Annotated in this window: 17 protein-coding genes and 1 tRNA gene; 6 read left to right on the plus strand and 12 right to left on the minus strand. The window is 62.5% G+C overall.

All coding sequences use genetic code 11. The features are described 5' to 3' along the window. Position 1: 1 nt before the first annotated feature. The 3 genes from CLU92_RS14790 (at position 2) to CLU92_RS14800 (ending at position 2,415) form a co-directional block, all read left to right on the plus strand. The gene (locus CLU92_RS14790) at positions 2-1,765 is read left to right on the plus strand and encodes a GspE/PulE family protein (RefSeq protein ID WP_101482491.1); all 1,764 of its coding nucleotides are present in this window, start codon (positions 2-4) and stop codon (positions 1,763-1,765) included. 68 nt (positions 1,766-1,833) lie between these two features. Beyond that, positions 1,834-1,909 (plus strand) — tRNA-Lys (locus CLU92_RS14795). Between the two features lie 104 nt (positions 1,910-2,013). Next, positions 2,014-2,415, plus strand: a complete 402-nt coding sequence (locus CLU92_RS14800; RefSeq protein WP_101482492.1) for a hypothetical protein — start codon at positions 2,014-2,016, stop codon at positions 2,413-2,415. 2 nt (positions 2,416-2,417) lie between these two features. Here the strand turns inward: CLU92_RS14800 and CLU92_RS14805 are convergent, their stop codons facing one another. Both CLU92_RS14805 and CLU92_RS28020 read right to left on the minus strand, forming a co-directional pair. Continuing rightward, complete coding sequence (locus CLU92_RS14805) at positions 2,418-2,921, minus strand: hypothetical protein (protein ID WP_101482493.1); 504 nt, start codon at positions 2,919-2,921, stop codon at positions 2,418-2,420. A 3-nt stretch (positions 2,922-2,924) separates the two neighbouring features. Beyond that, complete coding sequence (locus CLU92_RS28020; RefSeq protein ID WP_101482494.1) at positions 2,925-3,971, minus strand: lysozyme inhibitor LprI family protein; 1,047 nt, start codon at positions 3,969-3,971, stop codon at positions 2,925-2,927. A 174-nt stretch (positions 3,972-4,145) separates the two neighbouring features. Here CLU92_RS28020 and CLU92_RS14815 point away from each other — a divergent pair, with 174 nt between their 5' ends. After that, complete coding sequence (locus tag CLU92_RS14815) at positions 4,146-6,314, plus strand: S9 family peptidase (protein ID WP_101484698.1); 2,169 nt, start codon at positions 4,146-4,148, stop codon at positions 6,312-6,314. A 55-nt stretch (positions 6,315-6,369) separates the two neighbouring features. On the opposite strand, the gene CLU92_RS14820 is transcribed toward CLU92_RS14815, so the two are convergent. The 5 genes from CLU92_RS14820 to CLU92_RS14840 form a co-directional block, all read right to left on the minus strand. Next, positions 6,370-7,662, minus strand: a complete 1,293-nt coding sequence (locus tag CLU92_RS14820; protein WP_101482495.1) for an MFS transporter — start codon at positions 7,660-7,662, stop codon at positions 6,370-6,372. Between the two features lie 181 nt (positions 7,663-7,843). Next, a complete protein-coding gene (locus CLU92_RS14825; RefSeq protein WP_101482496.1) occupies positions 7,844-8,575 on the minus strand; it encodes a BON domain-containing protein in 732 nt (243 codons plus the stop codon). Between the two features lie 104 nt (positions 8,576-8,679). After that, a complete protein-coding gene (locus tag CLU92_RS14830; RefSeq protein ID WP_101482497.1) occupies positions 8,680-9,363 on the minus strand; it encodes a hypothetical protein in 684 nt (227 codons plus the stop codon). 151 nt (positions 9,364-9,514) lie between these two features. Beyond that, complete coding sequence (locus CLU92_RS14835) at positions 9,515-11,248, minus strand: hypothetical protein (protein ID WP_101482498.1); 1,734 nt, start codon at positions 11,246-11,248, stop codon at positions 9,515-9,517. 114 nt (positions 11,249-11,362) lie between these two features. Next, positions 11,363-11,962: a short chain dehydrogenase gene (locus CLU92_RS14840; protein ID WP_101482499.1), complete on the minus strand. Its 600-nt coding sequence runs from the start codon at positions 11,960-11,962 to the stop codon at positions 11,363-11,365. 112 nt (positions 11,963-12,074) lie between these two features. On the opposite strand from CLU92_RS14840, the gene CLU92_RS14845 reads away from it, so the two are divergent. Further along, on the plus strand, positions 12,075-12,992 hold the full coding sequence (locus CLU92_RS14845) for a LysR family transcriptional regulator (RefSeq protein WP_101482500.1): 918 nt from the start codon (positions 12,075-12,077) through the stop codon (positions 12,990-12,992). Positions 12,993-13,000: 8 nt separating this feature from the next. Here the strand turns inward: CLU92_RS14845 and CLU92_RS14850 are convergent, their stop codons facing one another. Genes CLU92_RS14850 through CLU92_RS14860 form a run of 3 tightly spaced genes read right to left on the minus strand, consistent with a single transcriptional unit; the run spans position 13,001 to position 17,318 of the window. Continuing rightward, positions 13,001-14,464 (minus strand): efflux transporter outer membrane subunit, encoded by a 1,464-nt coding sequence (locus CLU92_RS14850; RefSeq protein WP_166674701.1) that lies wholly within the window; start codon positions 14,462-14,464, stop codon positions 13,001-13,003. Between the two features lie 40 nt (positions 14,465-14,504). Continuing rightward, positions 14,505-16,103 (minus strand): DHA2 family efflux MFS transporter permease subunit, encoded by a 1,599-nt coding sequence (locus CLU92_RS14855; RefSeq protein ID WP_101482502.1) that lies wholly within the window; start codon positions 16,101-16,103, stop codon positions 14,505-14,507. Positions 16,104-16,109: 6 nt separating this feature from the next. Further along, on the minus strand, positions 16,110-17,318 hold the full coding sequence (locus tag CLU92_RS14860; protein WP_101482503.1) for an HlyD family secretion protein: 1,209 nt from the start codon (positions 17,316-17,318) through the stop codon (positions 16,110-16,112). A gap of 144 nt (positions 17,319-17,462) precedes the next feature. Here CLU92_RS14860 and CLU92_RS14865 point away from each other — a divergent pair, with 144 nt between their 5' ends. Then, positions 17,463-18,182, plus strand: a complete 720-nt coding sequence (locus CLU92_RS14865; RefSeq protein ID WP_101482504.1) for a TetR/AcrR family transcriptional regulator — start codon at positions 17,463-17,465, stop codon at positions 18,180-18,182. Positions 18,183-18,190: 8 nt separating this feature from the next. Here CLU92_RS14865 and CLU92_RS14870 read toward each other — a convergent pair whose 3' ends face one another. Both CLU92_RS14870 and CLU92_RS28295 read right to left on the minus strand, forming a co-directional pair. Continuing rightward, positions 18,191-19,360: a hypothetical protein gene (locus CLU92_RS14870; protein WP_101482505.1), complete on the minus strand. Its 1,170-nt coding sequence runs from the start codon at positions 19,358-19,360 to the stop codon at positions 18,191-18,193. Positions 19,361-20,023: 663 nt separating this feature from the next. Next, positions 20,024-20,170 (minus strand): hypothetical protein, encoded by a 147-nt coding sequence (locus CLU92_RS28295; protein ID WP_373918938.1) that lies wholly within the window; start codon positions 20,168-20,170, stop codon positions 20,024-20,026. Between the last annotated feature and the right edge of the window lie 64 nt (positions 20,171-20,234).

Consider the following 20,234-nt stretch of genomic DNA (forward strand, 5'->3'; position numbering starts at 1 on the left):
CATGCCAGACTCCGCTCCTCTTCTCCCTCCTCCGGCTGCGCCGCTGGAACTGACGCAACTTCTGGCCTGGCTGCAGCACGACGGCTTGCTCGACGCGGCGCAAGCGGCCGCCATCGACGCCCAGGCCGCCCAGCTGCCGACGCCTGCCTTGCATCCGCTGTGCAGCATCGCGCATGGCGCGCTGACGCTCGATATCCTGTGCGCATGGCTGGCGCGGCGGGCCAGCCTGCCGTACATGCGCATCGATCCCTTGCACATCGATTTCAGCCAGGTGGCCGATGTCATGACGGCCAGCTATGCGGCCCGCTTCAACATCCTGCCCGTGGAAAGCACGCCGGAGCGCATCGTCATCGCCACGGCCCAGCCCTACGCGCTCGCCTGGCAGGCGCAGCTGGGAAAGCTGGCGCCCCGCAAGCTGAGCCTCGTCATTGCCAACCCGCTGCACATTGCCGATGCCATCGCGCAATTTTTCAGTCTGGCCAGTTCTGTCAAGGTCGCCCGGCAAGCGTCCACGCAAGACCTGGCGCTGCGCCAGAATGTCGAGCAACTGGTGGAGCTGGGACGCAACAAGACCAGCCTCGACGCCAACGACCAGCACGTGGTGCGCATCGTCGACTGGCTGTGGCAATACGCGTTTGCCCAGCGCGCCTCCGACATCCATTTGGAACCGAAACGCGACGCTGGCTTCGTGCGCCTGCGCATCGATGGCCGGCTTTACCAGGCCTACCAGTTGCCGCCCGTGGTATTGCTGGCCATGACGGCGCGCATCAAGTTGCTGGGGCGCATGGACGTGGTGGAAAAGCGCCGCCCCCAGGACGGCCGCATCAAGACGCGCAATGCGCAGGGCCAGGAAATCGAGCTGCGCCTGTCCACCTTGCCCACGGCCTTCGGCGAAAAGCTCGTCATGCGCATCTTCGACCCGGAAGTGGCCGTCAAGAGCCTGTTTGACCTGGGCTTTCCGCCTGCAGATGCCGAACGCTGGCGCCAGCTGACGGCACGCACGCACGGCATCGTGCTGGTCACGGGTCCCACCGGATCGGGCAAGACCAGCACCCTGTACAGTACCTTGAAGGCGCTGGCCAGTAGCGAAGTCAATGTGTGCACGGTGGAAGACCCCATCGAAATGGTGGAACCGGCCTTCAACCAGATGCAGGTGCAAACCCAGGCTGGCATTGAACTGTCGTTTGCCGATGGCGTACGGGCGCTGTTGCGGCAAGACCCCGACATCATCATGGTGGGAGAAATCCGCGACCTGGCCACGGCCGAGATGGCCATGCAGGCGGCGCTGACGGGCCATTTGGTGCTGTCGACACTGCACACCAACGACGCTCCCTCGGCGGTCATGCGCCTGCTGGAACTGGGCTTGCCCGCCTACCTGCTGGAAGCGTGCCTGGCCGGCGTGCTGGCGCAGCGGCTGCTGCGCTGCCTGTGCCCGGACTGCAAGCAGCTCGATGCCGCCCCGGGCGCCGCGCCATGGCAGCGACTGACGGGCGGCCAGCTGGAACGGCCCGACGCCATGTACCGCCCCGTCGGCTGCGCCCAGTGCCGGCACAGCGGCTACCTGGGGCGCGCCGGCATTTATGAGCTGCTGAGCGTGACGGAAACATTCGGCCAGCTGGTCAAGGCGGGCGCCGACCTGCATGCCTTGCGCCGCCAGAGCATCCTCGACGGCATGACGCCGCTGCGCATCGCCGGCGCGCGCAAGATCATCGATGGTACGACCAGCATCGACGAAGTGCTGAAGCTCACGGCAGCCCTGCCTTAGCAGGTCAGCACTTTCTAACAGGAATGCTTTGCATTCTTTTTCAACTGATATATAATGCGGCCTCTTTCGGGTCGTTAGCTCAGCTGGTAGAGCAGCGGACTTTTAATCCGTTGGTCGCAGGTTCGAATCCCGCACGGCCTACCACGAATGCGCAGTACTAAAAAGCCCATCCTCACGGATGGGCTTTTTTCGTTTCAGCCCCCCAGGGTTATACTGGCTCTTCGTCTTGCCAGCCCTGAAAGAAACGCATGAAACTTGCCGCCGCCGCCCTCCTCCTGGTCACCGCCTGCCTGCCTGCGCACGCACAGCCGCCCATTGTGCTCGACGGCCAGTACAGCGCGCGCACGGACGAAATGAGCCTGGAAATCATCGGCAACCGCGTCTGCTTCGCGCCCGACAAGGCGCAATGGGGCCGATTGCCCCGGCCGGCGGCTTCGCACGCTGCATGGTTTTGTTTCAGCAACGATGCCGAAGCGCGCCGCCAGCTGCGCGTACCCGCGCGCCAGGCCGACAATTGCGGCTGGCAAGCGCGTGCGCGCATCGTCATTGATACGTATCAACCGTATGTGGAACAGGGCGACGGCAACGACATGGCGCGCCTGGCATCGGTCATCAAGGTGGCGCAACCGAACGCCATCGCCTGCGAATAGTATTAATCGAGTTCGTATTCCTGCAGATAGCGCGCGAACAAGTCGCCATCAGCCAGCGGACAGACAAAACCCGCGCCCCAGTCGGCAAGCAGCAACTGTTCTTTCACGGGCAGCAGCAACAGCTCAGGCATGCCATCGCTGCACCACAGGTCGCACACGATGCCCTTGTCATCCAGGCCGGCAAACAAGGTCTCCGTCTTGTCGCCGCCAAAGGCCAGCACGTTCTTGCATTCCACCCGGTAACTGCTGTAGCCCGTGTAGACGGCGTCATACGGTGGCAAGGCATCCGCCAGCGCCAGGCGCAACTGGTCGGCCGTGAGGCCCAGTACGCGCACCTGCGACGGCGGCGCCTCGGGCACGTACATGGCCGTCCAGCCGGCGCCACTGCGGTGCGCGTCGGCGAACGCCTGCTGTTCGCCCATCTGCGTCAAACAGTGCTGTAAATTATCCAGCGGCAGCAGTTCGATCATGCAAAAATCGTCTTCGTGATAATACGCTTCGCGCATGCTTCAATTCTCCAGCAAATCTTGTAACTGGGCATTGCGCCGCACCGTCAGCAGGCCGGCCCAGGTCTCGCTCGTCACGGACGGATAGCGCACGGCGCCGAAATTCATCCAGGCATCGCGGTAAGCCAGCCACAGGCGCTGAGTGGCGCGGATGCCATCCTTGCCCACGGCGCCCGCATAGGTTTCCGCCGGCTTTTTCATGAGCTTGCCGTAGATGGCGTTGAGTTCCTTGTCGAGCGCCGCCGCCTGCTCCCTGGACATGCTTGGCGGCAGCTTGGCCGCTTCGTACTCGCGCAAATCGTGCGCCAGCTGGTCGAGCTCTGCCGTGCGGGCGGCGATGCTCAGGGCGGCGCGCGCCGTGCCGCTCAAATCCGTTTCATTAGCGGCGCGCGCATCGGCAAACTTGCTTGTTGCCGTCTGCAGCTTTTGCAGTGATGCTTGCGCCACTGCCGGCATGCCCGCACTGACTTTGTCTGTTGCCTGCGCGCGCACGCGCTGCTTTTGCCGCGCATCGATGGCGCTGCACACGCCCATCATGTAGCCGCTGGTGATGTCGTCGCACAAGTCGATCATGCCGCGCCCGCTGGCATTGATCTGCTGCAAGTGTTCGATGCGCCCCCGCATCTCGGCGGGCGCAGCATCGATGCTGCACGCATACTTCAGCGCCAGCAACGGGTCTTTCTGCACGCCCTGTCCATTCTGGTACAGCATCATCAAGACGGCGCTGTTCTGCGTTGCCATCGCGCAATGACGCACGGGACGCCAGTCGGCCGGCTTGGGCGAGGAAATACTCTTGGTATCGTAATACAGGTCTGTTGCCTGGCACTGCTGCAAAGCAGCCACGGCGGACGGCGCCGGCAGGTCGGCAGGCGGCGGCGCCGCATCCTTGACCTTCAGGCAGCCCGCATACCAGGCCGTGCTTTCCGCCTGGCCCACGCCCATGGCGCTGGTATTCGGGTACGGTGCGGCGGCAGCGGCAAAACCCGGGCTGGCGAGCAGCGTGCCGGCACCCAGCAATAGCGTTTTCAATAAGGATAGACAAGTTTTCATGTTCAAGCAGCGCCAGCGTGAGTAAAGCGGCAAGTTTAACTGATCAGCCAAGCTGCGCCCGCCCGATACACGCCCATCGCGCCTGGTAAGTAACGGTACTCAGCCTTGGCAGGGCAGGAAGCCATGGGCAATAATGTTGCCCGCTATACTTTTTTCACTTCCCGGACCACGCCCATGACCTTACCCCGTCTTCGCCGTTCCCTCGGCTCCCTGCTGATCGCAGCAGCCTGCGCCTCGCTGGCAATGACCGTCCACGCCGCCGATACCACGACGGCTATACCCGTTGCCACCACGCAAACGCAAGTCAAACATGCCATCACGCACGAAGACGTGTGGCTGATGAAACGGGTGGGTGCCCCTGTCGCCAGCCCGGACGGGCGATGGGCTGTGTTTTCCGTCATCGACAGCGCCTACGATAGCAAGGAGCAATGGTCGGACCTGTGGATCAAGTCGCTGCTAGACGACAGCCCAGCGCGCCGCCTGACCTCTTCCAAAGGCGGCGAAAGCGCCGTGGCCTGGTCGCCGGACAGCCGCCAGCTGGTGTTCGTCGCCAAGCGCGATGGCGATGAAGCGGGTCAGATCTACCGCCTCGACGTGGCCGCTGGCGGCGAAGCGCAACGCCTGACCTCGCTCACCTTGGGCGCACGCATGCCGAAATGGAGCCCGGATGGCACGCAATTGCTGTTCATCAGCGACATCTATCCAGGCAACAAGACGGAAGCCGACGTCAAGCAAAGCGCGAAAGAACGCAAGGAGCGCAAAGTCAGCGCCCGCTCGTATGAAACGACGGCGCCCCGCTATTTCGACAAATGGCTGACCGACAAGCAGGTGCGCCTGTTCATCGTCGACGCCAACGCTGCTGCCCGAGGTGAAAACACAGCGCGCGACATCCTGTCGGGCACGCAACTGGTCACCCTGCCGGGCTTTGGCGGGGGCCAGGGCGACGAGGGACAATCGCTGGACGCCGTCTGGACGCCGGATGGCAAGGCCGTCGTTTTCAACGCGGCCACCAACCGCGATGCCGCCCAGCGCGAAGCCGTCTACTCACAACTGTATTTGCTGCCCTTGGCGGGCGGCGAAGCGCAGCGTTTGACGCAGGACAAACATAGCTACGGTTCCCTGAAATTCGCTGCCGATGGCAAGACCCTGTTCGCCTTGAGCGACGCGCAAACACCGGGCAAGGTCTATGACGTGAAGCGCCTGGCCAGCTTCGCCTGGCCGATGAGCAACCCTGCACCGACCATCCTGACGGCCAAGCTGGACCGTTCGATTTCGCGCTATGTGCTGCCCGAGGGCGGCAAGCGCGTCATCTTCAGCTATGAACACGCGGGCCTGGAAAAGCTGTACTCGATCGACGCCAGCGGTGGTGACGTGCGCGAGGAGCCATCCTTGCCGACGGGCAGCATCAATTCGCTGAGCAGCGGCGGCAAGGCCCTGGTCGGCGTGTGGGAGTCAAGCATCAACCCGCCGGAAATCTATGCCTTCAACGGCAAGCAGCCGAAGCGGCTGACGGCCTTCAGCACGGACAAGGCAAGTAAAATCGACTGGCAGGCGCCCGAGCACTTCTGGTTCACCACGGCCGACGGCCGCCAGATCCACAATATGCTCGTCAAGCCGGCCAACTTTGACCCGAACAAGAAATATCCGCTGTTTACCGTCATCCATGGCGGCGCGGCCAGCATGTGGCGCGACCAGTTCGTGCTGCGCTGGAACTATCACTTGCTGGCCAAACCAGGCTATGTCGTGCTCCTGACCGACTACAAGGGTTCCACCGGCTATGGCGAGGAATTCTCGCGCTCGATTCAATTCGACCCATTGAAAGGCCCGGGCGATGAAGTCAACCAGGGCGTCGATGAAGCCATCAAGAAATATGCCTTCATCGACAGTACGAAACTGGCCGCCGGCGGCGCCAGCTATGGCGGCCACCTGGCCAACTGGCTGCAAGCGACCACCACGCGCTACAAGGCCATCGTCTCGCACGCGGGCGAAATGGACTTGATCATGCAATGGGGCACCAGTGATGGCGGCTTCGGCCGTGAAACCAATGCGGGCGGCCCCGTCTGGTCGAACCTGCCCGTATGGCGCGATCAAAGCCCCGTCATGCAGGCAGGCAACCACGAAAAAGGCACGGGTTTCACGACACCGATCCTGATCACCGTGGGCGAGCTCGACTACCGCGTGCCGGCCAACAATGCCTTGATGAACTTTGCAGTGCAACAGCGCCTGAACGTGCCGGCAAAATTGCTGGTGTTCCCGGACGAAAACCACTGGATCTTGAAGGGCGAGAACAGCCGTTTCTTCTATAGCGAAGTCGAGGGCTGGCTGGCGAAGTATTTAAAATAATCCTGCTGCACGCTGCTTGAAGAGCCAGGCTCCGCGCACGCGGGCCTGGCTTTTTTCATGCGGGCTGGACTGTGGCCACGGCCGCCGTCTGCCGTCGTATCGCCAGCACCAGCAGCGCGGCCAGCAGGCAGGCGGCGCCGGCCGCGAACAGGGCCGGGTTGTAGGTCAGCATCAGGGTGCGGATGCGGCCAGCCCCATAGGCGGCCACGGCGGCGCCCAGCTGGTGGCCCGCGAAGATCCAGCCAAACACCATGCCCGCGCGCTCCCGGCCAAACGTGGCCCCCACCAGTTTCACCGTCGGCGGCACGGTGGCGATCCAGTCCAGGCCGTAGAACATGGCGAACAGCGACAGGCCATACAAGGTGAATTCCGAATACGGCAGCCAGAACAGGGACAAGCCCCGCAAGCCGTAGTACCAGAACAGCAATTTGCGGTTGTCATAGCGGTCCGACAGCCAGCCGGACAAGATCGTGCCGAACAGGTCGAAGGCGCCCATCATGGCCAGCACGGAGGCGGCCGGCACGGCGGACAGGCCCGAATCGCCGCACAGCGAGATGAAGTGCGTCTGGATCAGACCGTTGGTGCTGAGGCCGCAGATGAAGAAGGTGCCGAAGAGTATCCAGAAAGTGCGGTTTGCCGCCACGCTGCGCAAGATCAGGAACGGCGTGGCAAACGTCATTGCTGCCGCCGGCGCCACCACCAGGGGCGTGTCGGGATCGGCGCCATAGGGCCGCAAGGCAAGGTCTTGCGGCCGGTTGCGCATGCACAGGAAGGCCAGCACGGCGACGATGGCGCAGGCGGCAAACACGGGCATGACGGCCGTGCGCCAGCCGAAGTGCTCGATCAGCCAGGCGCCCACGGGCAGGAACAGCAACTGGCCCGTGGCTGAGCTGGCCGTCAGCACGCCCACCACCAGGCCACGGTGCGTCTCGAACCAGCGGTTCGCCACCACGGCACTCAAGACCAGCGCCGTCATGCCCGAGCCCAGCCCCAGCAGGATGCCCCACAGCGCCACCAGGTGCCAGAACTGCGTCATGCGCGTGGCCAGCAGCATGCCAGCCGCGATCAGCCCCAGCGCCACGCAGATGATATTGCGCAAGCCGAAGCGCTCCATCAGGATGGCGGCAAACGGTCCCATCAGACCGAACAGCACGAAGCGCACGGCCAGCGCCGAGGAAATCTGCTCGGCATCCCAGCCGAACTCGCGGCTCAAGGGTTGCATCAGCGCCCCCGGCAAGCCCAGCGCGGCAGACGAGGTCAAGGCGGTGAGGAAGGTGATGGCGACGATGACCCAGGCAAAGTGCATGCCGCGGCGCGCCAGACATTGCGAAAAAGGATAGGAAAGCATGCAGTCCTCATGAGAAAAAGTGGATGCCGATCATTGCCATCTGGCGGCATTTTTCTCATGTTATATTATGATAGTAATTTATACAATCAAAAAAAACTGGCGCGACACTGCTGCGTGCTGCTCCAGTCCTGGCTGCAAGCTTGTGACATGGAGTCAGACCCGGCGGGTCTGACTCCATACATTACTTCACCTTCAAGCCATTCTTCACATCCGTCACCCCTTCCACGCCACGCGCCAGGTCGGCGGCTTTTTTCACTTGCGCCTGGGAAGGCACGAAGCCGCTGAGCATGACGACGCCGTTCACCGTTTCCACGTGCACGTCGAGCGCTTTCAAGTCACTGTCCTTGACGAGGTCCGCCTTGATCTTGGTGGTGATGACAGAGTCTTCCACTGCCACCTTGGTGCTGCTGGCCGCATTGCGCGTCATGCAGGCGGCCTTGGCCGTCGCATCCATGGCGTCACAGTTTTCCTTCATGGTGGCAGGCGGATTCTGCGCCACGTTGGTGCCAGCCGTGGCGCCCGTGTTGGCGTCGGCCAGCGCGGCCGTTTTTGCCGTCTTGGCATCGTTCATGCACGATGTCTTGTCGGCGCCCGTGCGGTCGCCGCACTTGGCCTTGGCCAGGTCATACTCGGCATTGGCGACATCCTTGCGGGCCTTGCCCAGTTCGCGCGGCGTGTTGCGGTACTGGGCCACGGCGTCCGAGTCGGCCTTGGTGCGCGCCACCCTGGCTTCTTCCACGCAGACTTTTTTCGCATTGCCGCTCTGGCTGTCGCAAGCGGCCTTGGCCTGCTTGTAGTCGGCCGATGCCTTGTCCGTCAAACTCTTGTACGAGGCATCCTGCGCATACGCGGGCGTGGCGGCAAGCAGTGCGCTGGCACTGGCGGCCAGCATGAGTGCGATCATTTTGTTCATGATGGTTCCTCTCTGGTTAGTTGATGCCCAGATTAGACCCCTGCCGGACGCAAAGCTCCGTGCGACAGCACACGCTGACTAGCCATCTGCACAAAATTCACCGTTTATTTGTCGCCGCTCAAGCCTTTTCGCCACAATACTTGCGCCTGTTCAAATGATGAAGCGGCCCCATCAAATGCACCTGCACCATCCGCCAGCGCCAGCCATGCCTGCGTGGCGTGCGAACCGCCCGTGCTGTCGCCGCCGGCGCGCACGCCGCGCATCCAGGCCAGTACCTCCTGATACTGCCCGGGGTGGCGTCCATGCATCCAGGCCAGGGCCACCAGGTCCGCATAAGCCTCTTCACGGCGCGTCTCGCGCAGCTCCTGCGCCAGCGATGTCAGCTTGTCCTGCTGCCTGCCGGGCGGCTCGGCAAAACCGCGTGGCAAGGCGTGCCAGTCACCCTGGGCATAGCGCTGGCAATGGCCGATTTCATGCGCCGTCATCGCTTCCATCATCATGCCTTGGCGCGCAACTGGCACGCCCTGCAAGACACTGTCCGCCTGTGTATTGCCGCGCAGCGACAAGACCAGCTTGCAGCGCCCCGCTTCGTAGCCCAGCGCCAACGGCACGGCGCCGGGCGCATCCTGGGGCTGCACGATGATATCGATGGGTAAGCCTTGCGCGCGGGCAAAGGCGATGACGGGCTGGCCAGCCTGCAGCCTGCGGCTTTCCAGATCGGTGAGCTGAGCATGCGCCATGGCAGGTGCGGCACTAAGCAAACTCAACAGCGAAATCAGTTTCAACATGGGATCAACGGCAAGAAAGGAATGCAACCACTGCAGAGTAAGCGGTGAAGATATTTCCACAAGGAAAAACTGGCAACTATTCACAAATAAAGACGAAAAAAAACCGGTGCAGCAGCACCGGCTTTTCACACTGACAATCGTCAGGGCGGATTTATTTCTTCGTCGCTTTATCCAGGGCGCGGGCCGTGACGAATTCCGGACGGATATCGTTCGGCACGGCTTTCATCTTGTCGAGCGCCACTTGCACTTCCGGACGAATCACCACGTACTTGCTCATCAACGCTTGCGCGCGCGCATAGTCGCCCGTCGCCTCGATAGTCAAAAATTCGCGGTCCAGGTCGATCACGGCCTGTTTGATCTTGCCAAAATCAACGCCAAACTTGCCGTCGCCCAGGGAAACAAAACCGCCCTTGTCGAGGATGTAATTCATCTGGATGGCCATGCCACGCGCATGCGAATCCGTCAGGCCGAAATGCAGGGTGCGGAAACCGGAGGCGAGAAAAGTGTTGTACAGCTTGCGCTCGGCCGCCTCGCCCTGGCCCAGGGTGTCGTTCAGCTGCCCCTTGTCCATCATGTAGCGCAGCGCAAACAAGCCCGTGATGTCGGCCTTGGCTTCTTCGATGGTCGAATATGCTTCCTTCAAGTCCTGGCGTGGCGTCGATGGCTTGCCGTCGACGACGGTGGCGTGCGGGCCCAGGCCGTGCATGATTTCATGCGCGAGGATGTGCGTGAAAAAGGAATTGAAGTCGACGTCCTGCTGCGCGTCGGCGGTCAGCACCAGTTTCGAGATCGGCGTCAGGGTGGCCTTGAACTTGGCTTCCTGCACGTTTTTCAACATCACACGCTTGGAACCGCGCGCGCTGATGATGCGCTCGTCGTTGGGCAGGTTGTAGGCGGCTGTCTGCACGGCCATGTTGCCGTCGCCCGCGCCATACACCTGGTTGACCACCACCATCGGTGCCAGCGCGCCCACTTTCGGGTTGCGGTACTGGGCATCGAGCGGCAGGTTGTCTTCCAGCTCCTGCATGTGCTTGGCGAAGAAGTTCAGCTTCTGCGTCTCGGCCTGGTCGCGGATATTCACATAGGCTTCGAAGGCCGCCTTGTAGCCGAACAGCTCGTCGTTATACGTTTCATACGGGCCGATGGTGATGTCGACGGGCGAGTCGAGGTCCATCCAGGCGAAGTCGGACGGCAGATAGTCGTTGTCGAGGAAAGCCTTGGCGCGCAAGGTGAGGAATTTCTTCAGGGACGCGTTGTCCGTGGCGGCCGCCGCCTCGTCGAGCAGCTTGGCCAGCTGCTTGAGTTCCACCTTGTACTCGTCCGAATACTTGACGGTCTGATATTTGCCATCCTTGCCCGCGCGAATCGTCGTGAAGAACCATTGCGCCTGCTGCTTGTCGTCCGCCGACAAGCCACTCATCCACGCTTCCAGGCTGGCCTTGGTGGCGCCCTGCGGATAGAAATTACCCGCTTCCGGCTTGTGCGCGGGAATGGCGATGCCCGCATAGCTGGCGGGCATGAACGAGGCGTGCGCGTCGAGCACCGACCATGGCCCCTTGTTGATCCAGAAATAATTCAGGCGCGCCTGGCCCAGCTTTGATTTATCCTTCTTCAAGGCCGCCCACAGCGCTTCATTGCCGGACCAGCGCTGGCGCAGTTGCAGCACGTCAACCAGCTTGGCCGCTTCGACCAGCTTGGCGATGGCCTGGCGGTCGCCAAAGGACAGGTGTGTGACATCGGCGGTCAGTTCAACGGGCGCATAGCGGGCGCTCATGGCCGTCAGTTGTTGCGCCGTGGCCGGGCTTGCTGGTGCGGCGGCTGGCGTTGCGGCGCAGGCGCTGCCGACGGCGGCGGCCATCAGCAGGGGAATCAGGAGTTTTTTCATGGGGGTCTCGGTTAGATTTTTCTCAGAAAAAAAAGCGGCTGGCGCGGATGGCGCGCTACCGCTTTCTTGCTCAGACTGCGATTGTCCCACCTGCCCCATGGCATGGCAAGCCGCTTACCAGACCTTGTACACCTGCCCCGTCTGCGCCCCTTCCACGCTGCGGCTGTAAGCCAGGGCCACACGGCTGGCGGCAGCTGGCTCGAAGCCGTAGAAGAAGGGACCGTAAGCTTCCAGCGATTCTGCCAGCACCGTGGGGCTGACGACATTGATGCGCACGCCGCGCGCCAGTTCGATGGCGGCGCCCCGCACGAAGCCTTCCACGGCCGCATTCGTCATACTGGCGGCCGCACCGAAGCGGATCGGGTGCTCGGCCACGATGCCGCTGGTCAGGGTGATCGAGCCACCGTCGTTCAGGTATTCCTGCGCCACCAGCGCCACGTTGACCTGGCCCATCAACTTGCTGTCCAGGCCCAGCTGGAATTGCTCGGGAGTAAATTCGGCCAGGGGACCGAAATGCAGCTTGCCGGCCGTGACGACGACGGCGTCGACCTTGCCGATGCGCTTGAACAGGGCGCGCACTTGCGCAATGTCGCCCATGTCCGCCTGGTGCGTGCCGCTGCGGCTGCCCACTTCGATGATTTCATGGCGTTGCGCCAGTTGTGCCGCGACGGCCGTGCCGATGGTGCCGCTGGCACCGATGATGACGATTTTCATGCTGCTTCCTTGTCTGGGGTTGAACGATGAAGCCAGTATGCACCGCTTCCAAAAAGGAATAAATACGCTAGAATTTATAAGATTACCAACTCACAGTTTGCAATCAAGGTGTATGGATAAATTGCGCAGCATGGAAATCTTTGTCGCCGTCGTCGACCAGGGCAGTTTTACGGCCGCCGCCGACACCTTCCACATCTCGCCCGTGATGGTGGGCAAGCACATCAGGCAGCTCGAAGAGCGGCTGGGCACGCGCTTGCTGGCGCGCACCACGCGCCGGCAAAGCCTGACGGAAATCGGCCAGCAGTATGTGGAGCAGTGCCGCCAGATCCTGGCGCAGATCGCCGCAGCCGAAACGGGCGCGGAAGCGATGCAGGCCACGCCGCGCGGCAAGCTGAAAATCACGGCGCCCGTTTCCTTCGGCAGCGAACGCATGGCGCCGCTGCTGGCCGAGTATCTGACGGCCTATCCAGACGTGAGTCTGGAGCTGAATCTGAATGACAGGATGGTGGATCTGGTGGAGGAAGGTTTTGATGCGGCCATCCGCATCGGCGCGCTGGACGATTCCGGCATGGTGGCGCGCCCCTTGCGGCCTTACGCGATGGTGATCTGCGCCTCGCCCGACTACCTGGCCAGGCACGGCACGCCGCGCTCGCCGGAGGACCTGGCGCGGCACGAGTGCGTGGATTTCATGCAGTGGTCGCGCCACATGCGCTGGCGCCTGAGCGGCAAGGAAGCGCGCCACGATGGCGCGGCGGCCGAGAGCCGCTTCCGCTCGAACAATGGGCAGGCGCTGCGCATGGCGGCCCTGCACGGCTTCGGCATCGTCATGCAGGCGGAAATCCTGCTGGCCGACGATATCGCGGCGGGCCGCCTGGTGCCGCTGCTTCAGGATTATGTGCCGGCGCCGCGCCTGATGCATGTGCTGTATCCGCGCGACCGCCAGCCCACGCCCAAGCTGACGACCTTCATCGACTTTCTGCTGGAACGCTACGGGCCAGCGGCGACACCGCCGCCGGCCACGCTCACGTAACTGAGAACTTAGTTGGCCTTTGCCAGCTTCGCCAGCTCGCCATCGGGCTGCCAGCCGGCACCTAAAGAGCGGGCCACGGCAACGGTCGCCAGCAAGCGCTGGGTCTTGATCTGCACGGCGGCACGGTCAGCTGCCAGCGAGCTGCGCTGGGCATCGGTGACATCCAGGTAGGTAGAAATGCCGCGCTCGTAGCGCGTGCGCGCCACCAGGTAGGCGCGCGCGGCCGCTGCCTGCGACAGGGCCTGGGCGTCGCCCTGCAACTGGCGCTGCTCCACGTCGGACAAGGCGTCTTCCACTTCGCGCAAGGCCGTCAGCAGCTTCGTTTCGTGATTCGCCACGGCTTCCGCATAGCGCGCCTTGGACAAGTCCAGGTTGGCCTGGTTGCGGCCACCGTCGAAGATGGGCAGGGACAGGGCCAGTGGGCCAAAGCTGAACTGGCGCGAACCTCCTTGCGCCAGGTCGCGCAGTTTTTCGGAGGCGTAGCCGAAATTGCCCGTCAATTGCAGCGAGGGGTAAAACGCGCCTTCGGCCACGCCCACTTGCGCGTTCGCCGCGCGCAGGTTCGCCACGCTGGAGACCAGGTCCGGGCGGTGCGCCAGCAGGCTGGCAGGCAAGCCGACAGGGATACCTGGCGGCAGCGGCAAGATGGAAGGCTCGGCGGCCACCGGCAATTGCAGCGCCGACGGCGGCTTGCCCGTCAGGGTGGCCAAGCTGTTTTCCAGCTGGTTGCGCTGGCGCTTGACTTCATGCAGGTCGGCTTGCGCATTCGACAGTTCGACTTTTGCGCGCGCCAGGTCCAGCTCATTCGTCAGGCCCGCATTGAAGCGCGCTTCGACCAGCTGTGCCGACTCGCGGCGCGTGTCGAGCGCACCGTTCAGTATCGCCATTTCCGCATCCAGTCCCCGCAGTTGCCAGTAATTGCTGGCCACTTGCGCCGACAGCATCAGCAGCACGCCGTCACGGTCTGCCTGCGCCGCCAGCGCCTGCGAATCGGCCGCTTCGACCATGCGTTTCACGCGGCCCAGCAAGTCGACTTCATACGACAGCGAGCCGCCCACGGAAAAATTGTTGCCGCTGATGGAGCGGTTGCCCAGGGCCAGACCCTGCGAGGTGTTGGCCGAAGTGCGCGAATTCGAGATGCCGGTGCTGACGTTGACGCTCGGACCCTGGTTGGCGCGCGCCGTGCCGCTTTGCGCCAGCGCCTGCAGCAGGCGCTCACCCGCCGCTTTCACGCTGGGATTATCCTGCAGCGCGCTTTGCTCCAGGCGGTCCAGGGTAGCGTCGCCATAAATGCTCCACCACTCTTTGGGCAGCTGCGCTGCATCCGCTGCGGCAGCGCCGTGGCGGAAAACACCGTTGTCGATGCCGGCCACATTCGCCGGGGCGGTGAAATCCTGGCCCACTGTACCGCAGGCGGAGAGCGCCACGGCAAGGGAAGCGGCCAGCGCAATTTTCGTCAATACTGTTTGCATGGTGTATACCTTCTTGTTCTTTAAGGGCTTGCGTTGGCGGTCAATGACCGCCGCCACCGCCACCGGGAGCTTTGAGTTTGTCGGCCAGCCACAGGGGCAAGATGCAGGCCAGCAGGATGGCGCCGATCAGGAAAAAGCCATCGTTGTAGGCCATCACATACGCTTCGCGGCGCACGATGCCGTCGATCGCCTGCAAGGCCTGGTTGCCGGCCGTGACGGCGTCATAGCCCTTGGCCATGAAAGTGGACGTCAGCTGGTCGATGCGCAGCTGCGTGGCGCTGGAATACGCATTGATCGCTTCACCCAGGCGCTGCGAGTGGAAATGCTCGCGAGTGCTCAGGGCCGTGGCCAGCAGGGCGATGCCGATCGAGCCGCCCAGGTTGCGCGTCATGTTGAACAGGCTTGATGCGGACGGCATGTCCTTCGGCGCGATCCCCTTCATGGCGAAGTTCGACAGGGTCAACATGACGAAGGGCTGGCCCAGCGCGCGCACCACCTGCGACCACAGCAGCTGGTCGTAGCCGGTGGAAGCGTCCATGTAGGCATTCATCATGCACGAGCCGCCGAACAGCAGCAGGCCGAACGAGCACAGGATGCGGTTGTCCACCACGGACGACAGCTTGGCGACGAAGGGCATGATGAACAGCTGCGGCAAGCCTACCCACATGATGACTTCACCGATCTGCATCGGCGAATAGCCGGCGATCTGGCCCAGGAACAGGGGCAGCAAAAAGGCCGAGCCATACAGGCCCATGCCCGTCACGGCCGACAGCACGGTGGCGACCAGAAAATTTCGCTGGCCGTACAGGGCCAGGTTGACGAACGGTTCGGCGCGCGTGGCGCTGGTGACGACCCAGCCCAGGATGCCCGTCAGCGCCAGCGCGGCAAAGGCAATGATGAAACCGGAGTCGAACCAGTCCTTCGAATTACCCTCTTCCAGGAAGATGGTCAGGCAGCCCAGGCCCAGGGCCATGAAGAAGATGCCCAGCCAGTCGGCTTTCCAGAACATCTCCAGCTTCATCGGCTCCTTGTCCAGGCCATAGATCATGCCGGCGATCAGCAGCACGCCCGGCACCCAGTTGATGTAGAAGATCGAGGGCCAGCCATACAGCTCGGAGAGGTAGCCGCCCAGGGTCGGGCCCATGGCCGGCGCCAGAGTGGCTGTCAGGCCGAAAATGGCCATGCCGACGGCGCGCTTCGACGGCGGCAGCTTGAGCATCACCAGGGTGAACGCCATCGGAATCAGCGCGCCGCCCGTAAAGCCTTGCAGCATGCGGAAGACGATCATGCTTTCCAGGTTCCAGGCCGTACCGCACAGGGTGGAGAACAGCAGGAAGAAGGCGGTGGTGCCGATCATGTAGGTGCGCAAGCCGAACACGCGCGCCAGCAGCGCGGTGAGGGGAATGACGATAATTTCCGCCACCAGGTAGGCCGTGGAAATCCACGAACCCTCTTCCTGGGTGGCCGACAGCGAGCCAAGGATATCCTTGAGCGAGGAGTTGGTGATCTGGATGTCGAGCACCGCCATGAAGGCGCCCAGCATGCCGGCGGCGACCGCCAGCCAGGTGCGCCCGGAGACTTTCTCGCTGATCACGGGGAACGCCGGCGATGCCGCCGGTGTGGTGGAAGGGCTGCTCATGAAAACTTAGCGGGCGGCGGTCTGCGCGGCGGGAGCAGCTGGCGCAGCGGCATGGCGCGGCGCCTTGTCCTGAGACGACACGGGCTGGTTGACTTCCACTTCAGCAATCACCGACATGCCCGGCACCAGGCGGCCATTCATGGCCTTGATGTCTTCCGGCTTGAAGACGATTTTGACCGGCACGCGCTGGACGATCTTGGTGAAGTTGCCGGTGGCGTTATCTGCAGGCAGCAGGGCGAATTGCGCGCCCGAGGCAGGTGCGAAGCTGTCGACCGTGCCCACCAGTTTCTTGCCTGGCATGGCGTCGATGGTCACGTGCACGCTCTGGCCGCGGTGCAGGTCGGCCAATTGGGTTTCCTTGAAGTTGGCGGTGACCCAGACGTTGTCTTGCACGATGGCCGTCAATTGCTGGCCAGGCTGCACGCGCATGCCCGTTTCCACGTTGCGCTTGCCGATGCGGCCGGCAACGGGGGCCAGGATGCGGTTGTACTGCAGCTGCTGTTCCGCGTCCTTTAATTGCACGCGCAGCACGGCCACTTGCGCCTTGGCCACGTCGCGTGCGGCTTGCGCCGCACCAATCTGCGCCTTGGCAGCCGAAGCGCTGTCGCGGCGGGCGGCCAGGTCGGCCACGGCGCTCGAGCGGGCCGCATTGGCCGCATCGAGTTCCGCTTTCGAGACGGCTTTCATCTGGCTCGTGTACAGCTGGCCATAACGGTCTGCATCCTGTTTTGCGCGCAGCAGCTGTGCATCGGCCTGCGCCACTTGCGCCTGGGCGGCGCTCGCTTGCGCCTGCACTTGCGCGATTTGCGCGTCGGCCTGCAGCACTTGCTGCTCGGCGCTGGCGATCTGCGCGGCGATCTGCTCGGTTTTCACGCGCTGGTCGAAGGGATCGAGTTCAGCGATCACGTCGCCCTCTTTCACCATTTGATTATCGTCAATGAAGACCTTGGTGACGACGCCGGAAATGCGTGCCGAAACGGGATGCACGTGGCCGGACACATAGGCGTTTTCCGTTTCCACGAAATAGTGGCTGCGATACCACATGCGCGCGCCAGCGCCCAGCGCGACGAGGACGATCAGGCCGGCGATGATTTTTACGCGGTTGTTAGGTGGTGCGGAGCTGGCGGAAGCGGCGGGCAAGGAAGGTGCGGCAGGGGCCGCGGGTGGGACGGCGCTAAGCACCTTGTGCTCTGCTTGGCCTGGCTGGTTGGACATACTCGCTCCGAAAATGAAATGATATAGGTTCATTATTGGACAAAGAAAAGCCAAAGTCAAGAAATGAAACGATTGCATTTCATTTTAATTTGCACTACAGTGTAAGCCATCACTTACCTTCCAACTTATAAAGAGACCCAGACCATGTCCGATCCCGGCCTCAGCAATACCTTAAGCACCGATACAGAATCCGGCGATGCCCCACAGGAACTTTCCTGCTGCGGCAAACCGGCCGGCCGGCCGCGCGCGGCCGACATGGAAGCGCGCATGGAAAACCTGCTGCACACGGCTGGCTGCCTGTTTCTGGAAAAAGGGTATGGAAAGGTCAGCCTGGAAATGATCGCCCGCGAAGCCCATGTGGCCGTACGCACGATTTATGTGAAATTTGGCGGCAAGGCGGGCTTGTTCAACGCCGTGGTGGAGCTGCGCCGCGCCGCCTACTTCTCGACCATGCCGGCGCTGGAAACGGATATGCGCCCCTTGCCCGCCATCCTGGGCGAGTTCGGCTTGCTGTTCGTACAACTGGTCACCATGCCGGCGGCCATTCGCCTGAATCGCATGGTGGTGGCCGAAGCGGCCACGCACCCGGAACTGGCGGAAACGTTTTACAAAGTGGGGCCGGGTCAGACGCGCGAGATGCTGATCAAGTTTTTCAGCCGTCCCGACATCGCGCCACTGTTTCGCGCGGAGTTGACGCCGTCCATCCTGGCGCTGCACCTGCTCAATTGCCTGTTGGGCGACCAGATGTCGCGCCTGCTGTTTCCGCCGCAGCAGCAGCCGGATGTGGCACAGTTGCGCGCCAAGGTAGCGCTTAGCCTGGACCTGTTTCTGCGCGGCACCTTGCACCAGCCGCTCGCGGCCTGACGCGCGATTCAGCCATGGCAGCCGCCTTCTTCCTGCATCGCTGATTCGGCAGCCTCATCGTTCAAGCCCAGCGCACGCAAGAAAGGCTGGGCCGCCGACGGTCCATCAAGACTCAGTGACGACTCAATTCCATCAAGGCGTTCCGGGCCATAGCGCATCAGGTCGAACGAGGTTTCAAAGCGCTGCGCCAGGAAATAAGTGCGGAAGTAATCGAAGGAAAACGCCACCTGGCCATCGGCCAGCAGCAGCAAGCCATGCGCATGCAGTGGCGCCAGCCAGTCCCCTGCGGCCATGCTCCAGCCCTTCACGCCGCAATAGTCGCTGGCAAAACGCTGCAGTTCCGCTTCGCCGAGGAACAGGGTCTTGGCTTCGAACATCACGAACGCCAGCTCGATCAGGAATTCGCGCGCATCGGCAGCCACGCCAGCACCCTCACGCTGCCGCGCGCCAGCCTTGCCCAGCAAACCATCGAGATAAACGCGTTCGCTTGCCAGCTGCGGCAGCAAGGTAGCAAACACATACTCGGCATCCATCTGCCCCGTTTCCTGGCCGTTCGGCGTGTACAGTACCGACAGGGCGAAGTTCTTGCTCACGTCGTCGAACTCGCGCAGCGACACAGTCCACTGCGTGCCTGGCGCGTCGCCCTCGGCCCCGCCCGTGCCGAACTCGAGCACGGAAAACGCCGCCATCTGGCCATGCGCTCCGTACAGGCTGCCGGGATTGCTCTTGAACAGGATGCCCAGCGACTTCATCAGTGAACTGGCGTCGCCCGTATGCTGGTGGCCGTGGAACACGGCGTGGATATTCTTGTAGTGCGCGCGCTGCTCGGCACTGGCGTGCTCATCGGCGGAGAAAAAACTGAAGCCGGCATTGCCCAGCGCCGCAGCCGCAACACCCTGCACGCGGCTGCCCGGCACCAGGTAGTAACGCGCACCGGGCAAGCTGGCCGCCTGCAGCAAGGGGCGCAGGAAGTATTCGTAGACATACACAGGCGTCGTGCCGGCACAGGCGTCCGGCGCCACCAGCTGCCCCGTGAAGAAAATCGCATCGATCTGCTTGCCCGCCGCCAGAATGGCAGCCACATCCTGGTACAAGGCATGCAGCATCACGGCTTGCTCTTGCTCATCAGCCCGACGCAAACGGACATCGGCAATATGAAGGGCGGTAAATTTTTTCATTGTTGCAAAACTTTCTTAGAGCCTATCCCAGTAGGGAGCGTCTTCTGCTGGTCGTTCATCAGGAGCGCGGACAAGGCCGTGAGGAGAACGCATGGCGAGCCACGCGACGACGATCAACGCAGTCCCCGCTTCTGAGGGGCGCCAGCAAGGGATGTATTCATCTACTGAGACAGGCTCTCAGTACAGCGGAACTTGAGCGACCCACACGCTGGCAGCATTCCTGGAAAAATCACACGCTTCTATTGAAGCAAAAGCAAAACATGGTTACAGACCTCTATTCTGCCATTTTTTCCACAAGGCAATACTCACCAATTTTCACAAGACATAGACGCGCCACGTTTTACCATGCCAAAGGTCAAGGGAAATAAAAAAACCGGGAACAAGTCCCGGTTTTTATACTGAAAGTTAATTTTTTATCAGCGCTTGCGCGGTGGCGGCAAATCCGTGCACACAGCGTCGGGGGCGGGTGGATGCTCTTGCCGATGTCGGTGCCGTCGCAGCCCATTTCGATGGCCAGGGCGATTTCGCCGCTTCATCGTTCACCTGTTGCCCGCATGCGTGCCGACGATGATGCCGCCGATGATGTGTTTAATCGTTGCTGGATAATAAAAAACCCCGCAATCGCTTGCGGGGTTTTTAGTGTTACGACACAGCGCTACAACATCAACGCTTGCGCGGTGGCGGCAAATCCGTGCAGACACCTTCGTACACTTCAGCGGCCATACCGATCGACTCGCCCAGCGTCGGGTGCGGGTGGATGGTCTTGCCGATGTCGGTGCCGTCGCAGCCCATTTCGATGGCCAGGGCGATTTCGCCGCTTCATCGTTCACCCGTCGCCCGCATGCGTGCCGACGATGGTGCCGCCGATGATGTG

It is taken from the genome of Janthinobacterium sp. 61 (assembly GCF_002846335.1).
In the GTDB taxonomy this organism is placed as follows: domain Bacteria; phylum Pseudomonadota; class Gammaproteobacteria; order Burkholderiales; family Burkholderiaceae_D; genus Janthinobacterium.

Coding starts and splice junctions, on each gene's coding strand:
- CLU92_RS14815 (WP_101484698.1), top strand. CDS start 4,146: ATGACCTTACCCCGTCTTCGCCGTTCCCTCGGCTCCCTGCTGATCGCA.
- CLU92_RS14865 (WP_101482504.1), top strand. CDS start 17,463: ATGTCCGATCCCGGCCTCAGCAATACCTTAAGCACCGATACAGAATCC.
- CLU92_RS14830 (WP_101482497.1), bottom strand. CDS start 9,363: ATGTTGAAACTGATTTCGCTGTTGAGTTTGCTTAGTGCCGCACCTGCC.
- CLU92_RS14835 (WP_101482498.1), bottom strand. CDS start 11,248: ATGAAAAAACTCCTGATTCCCCTGCTGATGGCCGCCGCCGTCGGCAGC.
- CLU92_RS14850 (WP_166674701.1), bottom strand. CDS start 14,464: ATGCAAACAGTATTGACGAAAATTGCGCTGGCCGCTTCCCTTGCCGTG.
- CLU92_RS14800 (WP_101482492.1), top strand. CDS start 2,014: ATGAAACTTGCCGCCGCCGCCCTCCTCCTGGTCACCGCCTGCCTGCCT.
- CLU92_RS14860 (WP_101482503.1), bottom strand. CDS start 17,318: ATGTCCAACCAGCCAGGCCAAGCAGAGCACAAGGTGCTTAGCGCCGTC.
- CLU92_RS28020 (WP_101482494.1), bottom strand. CDS start 3,971: ATGAAAACTTGTCTATCCTTATTGAAAACGCTATTGCTGGGTGCCGGC.
- CLU92_RS14825 (WP_101482496.1), bottom strand. CDS start 8,575: ATGAACAAAATGATCGCACTCATGCTGGCCGCCAGTGCCAGCGCACTG.
- CLU92_RS14790 (WP_101482491.1), top strand. CDS start 2: ATGCCAGACTCCGCTCCTCTTCTCCCTCCTCCGGCTGCGCCGCTGGAA.
- CLU92_RS14820 (WP_101482495.1), bottom strand. CDS start 7,662: ATGCTTTCCTATCCTTTTTCGCAATGTCTGGCGCGCCGCGGCATGCAC.
- CLU92_RS14840 (WP_101482499.1), bottom strand. CDS start 11,962: ATGAAAATCGTCATCATCGGTGCCAGCGGCACCATCGGCACGGCCGTC.
- CLU92_RS14845 (WP_101482500.1), top strand. CDS start 12,075: ATGGATAAATTGCGCAGCATGGAAATCTTTGTCGCCGTCGTCGACCAG.
- CLU92_RS14855 (WP_101482502.1), bottom strand. CDS start 16,103: ATGAGCAGCCCTTCCACCACACCGGCGGCATCGCCGGCGTTCCCCGTG.
- CLU92_RS14805 (WP_101482493.1), bottom strand. CDS start 2,921: ATGCGCGAAGCGTATTATCACGAAGACGATTTTTGCATGATCGAACTG.
- CLU92_RS14870 (WP_101482505.1), bottom strand. CDS start 19,360: ATGAAAAAATTTACCGCCCTTCATATTGCCGATGTCCGTTTGCGTCGG.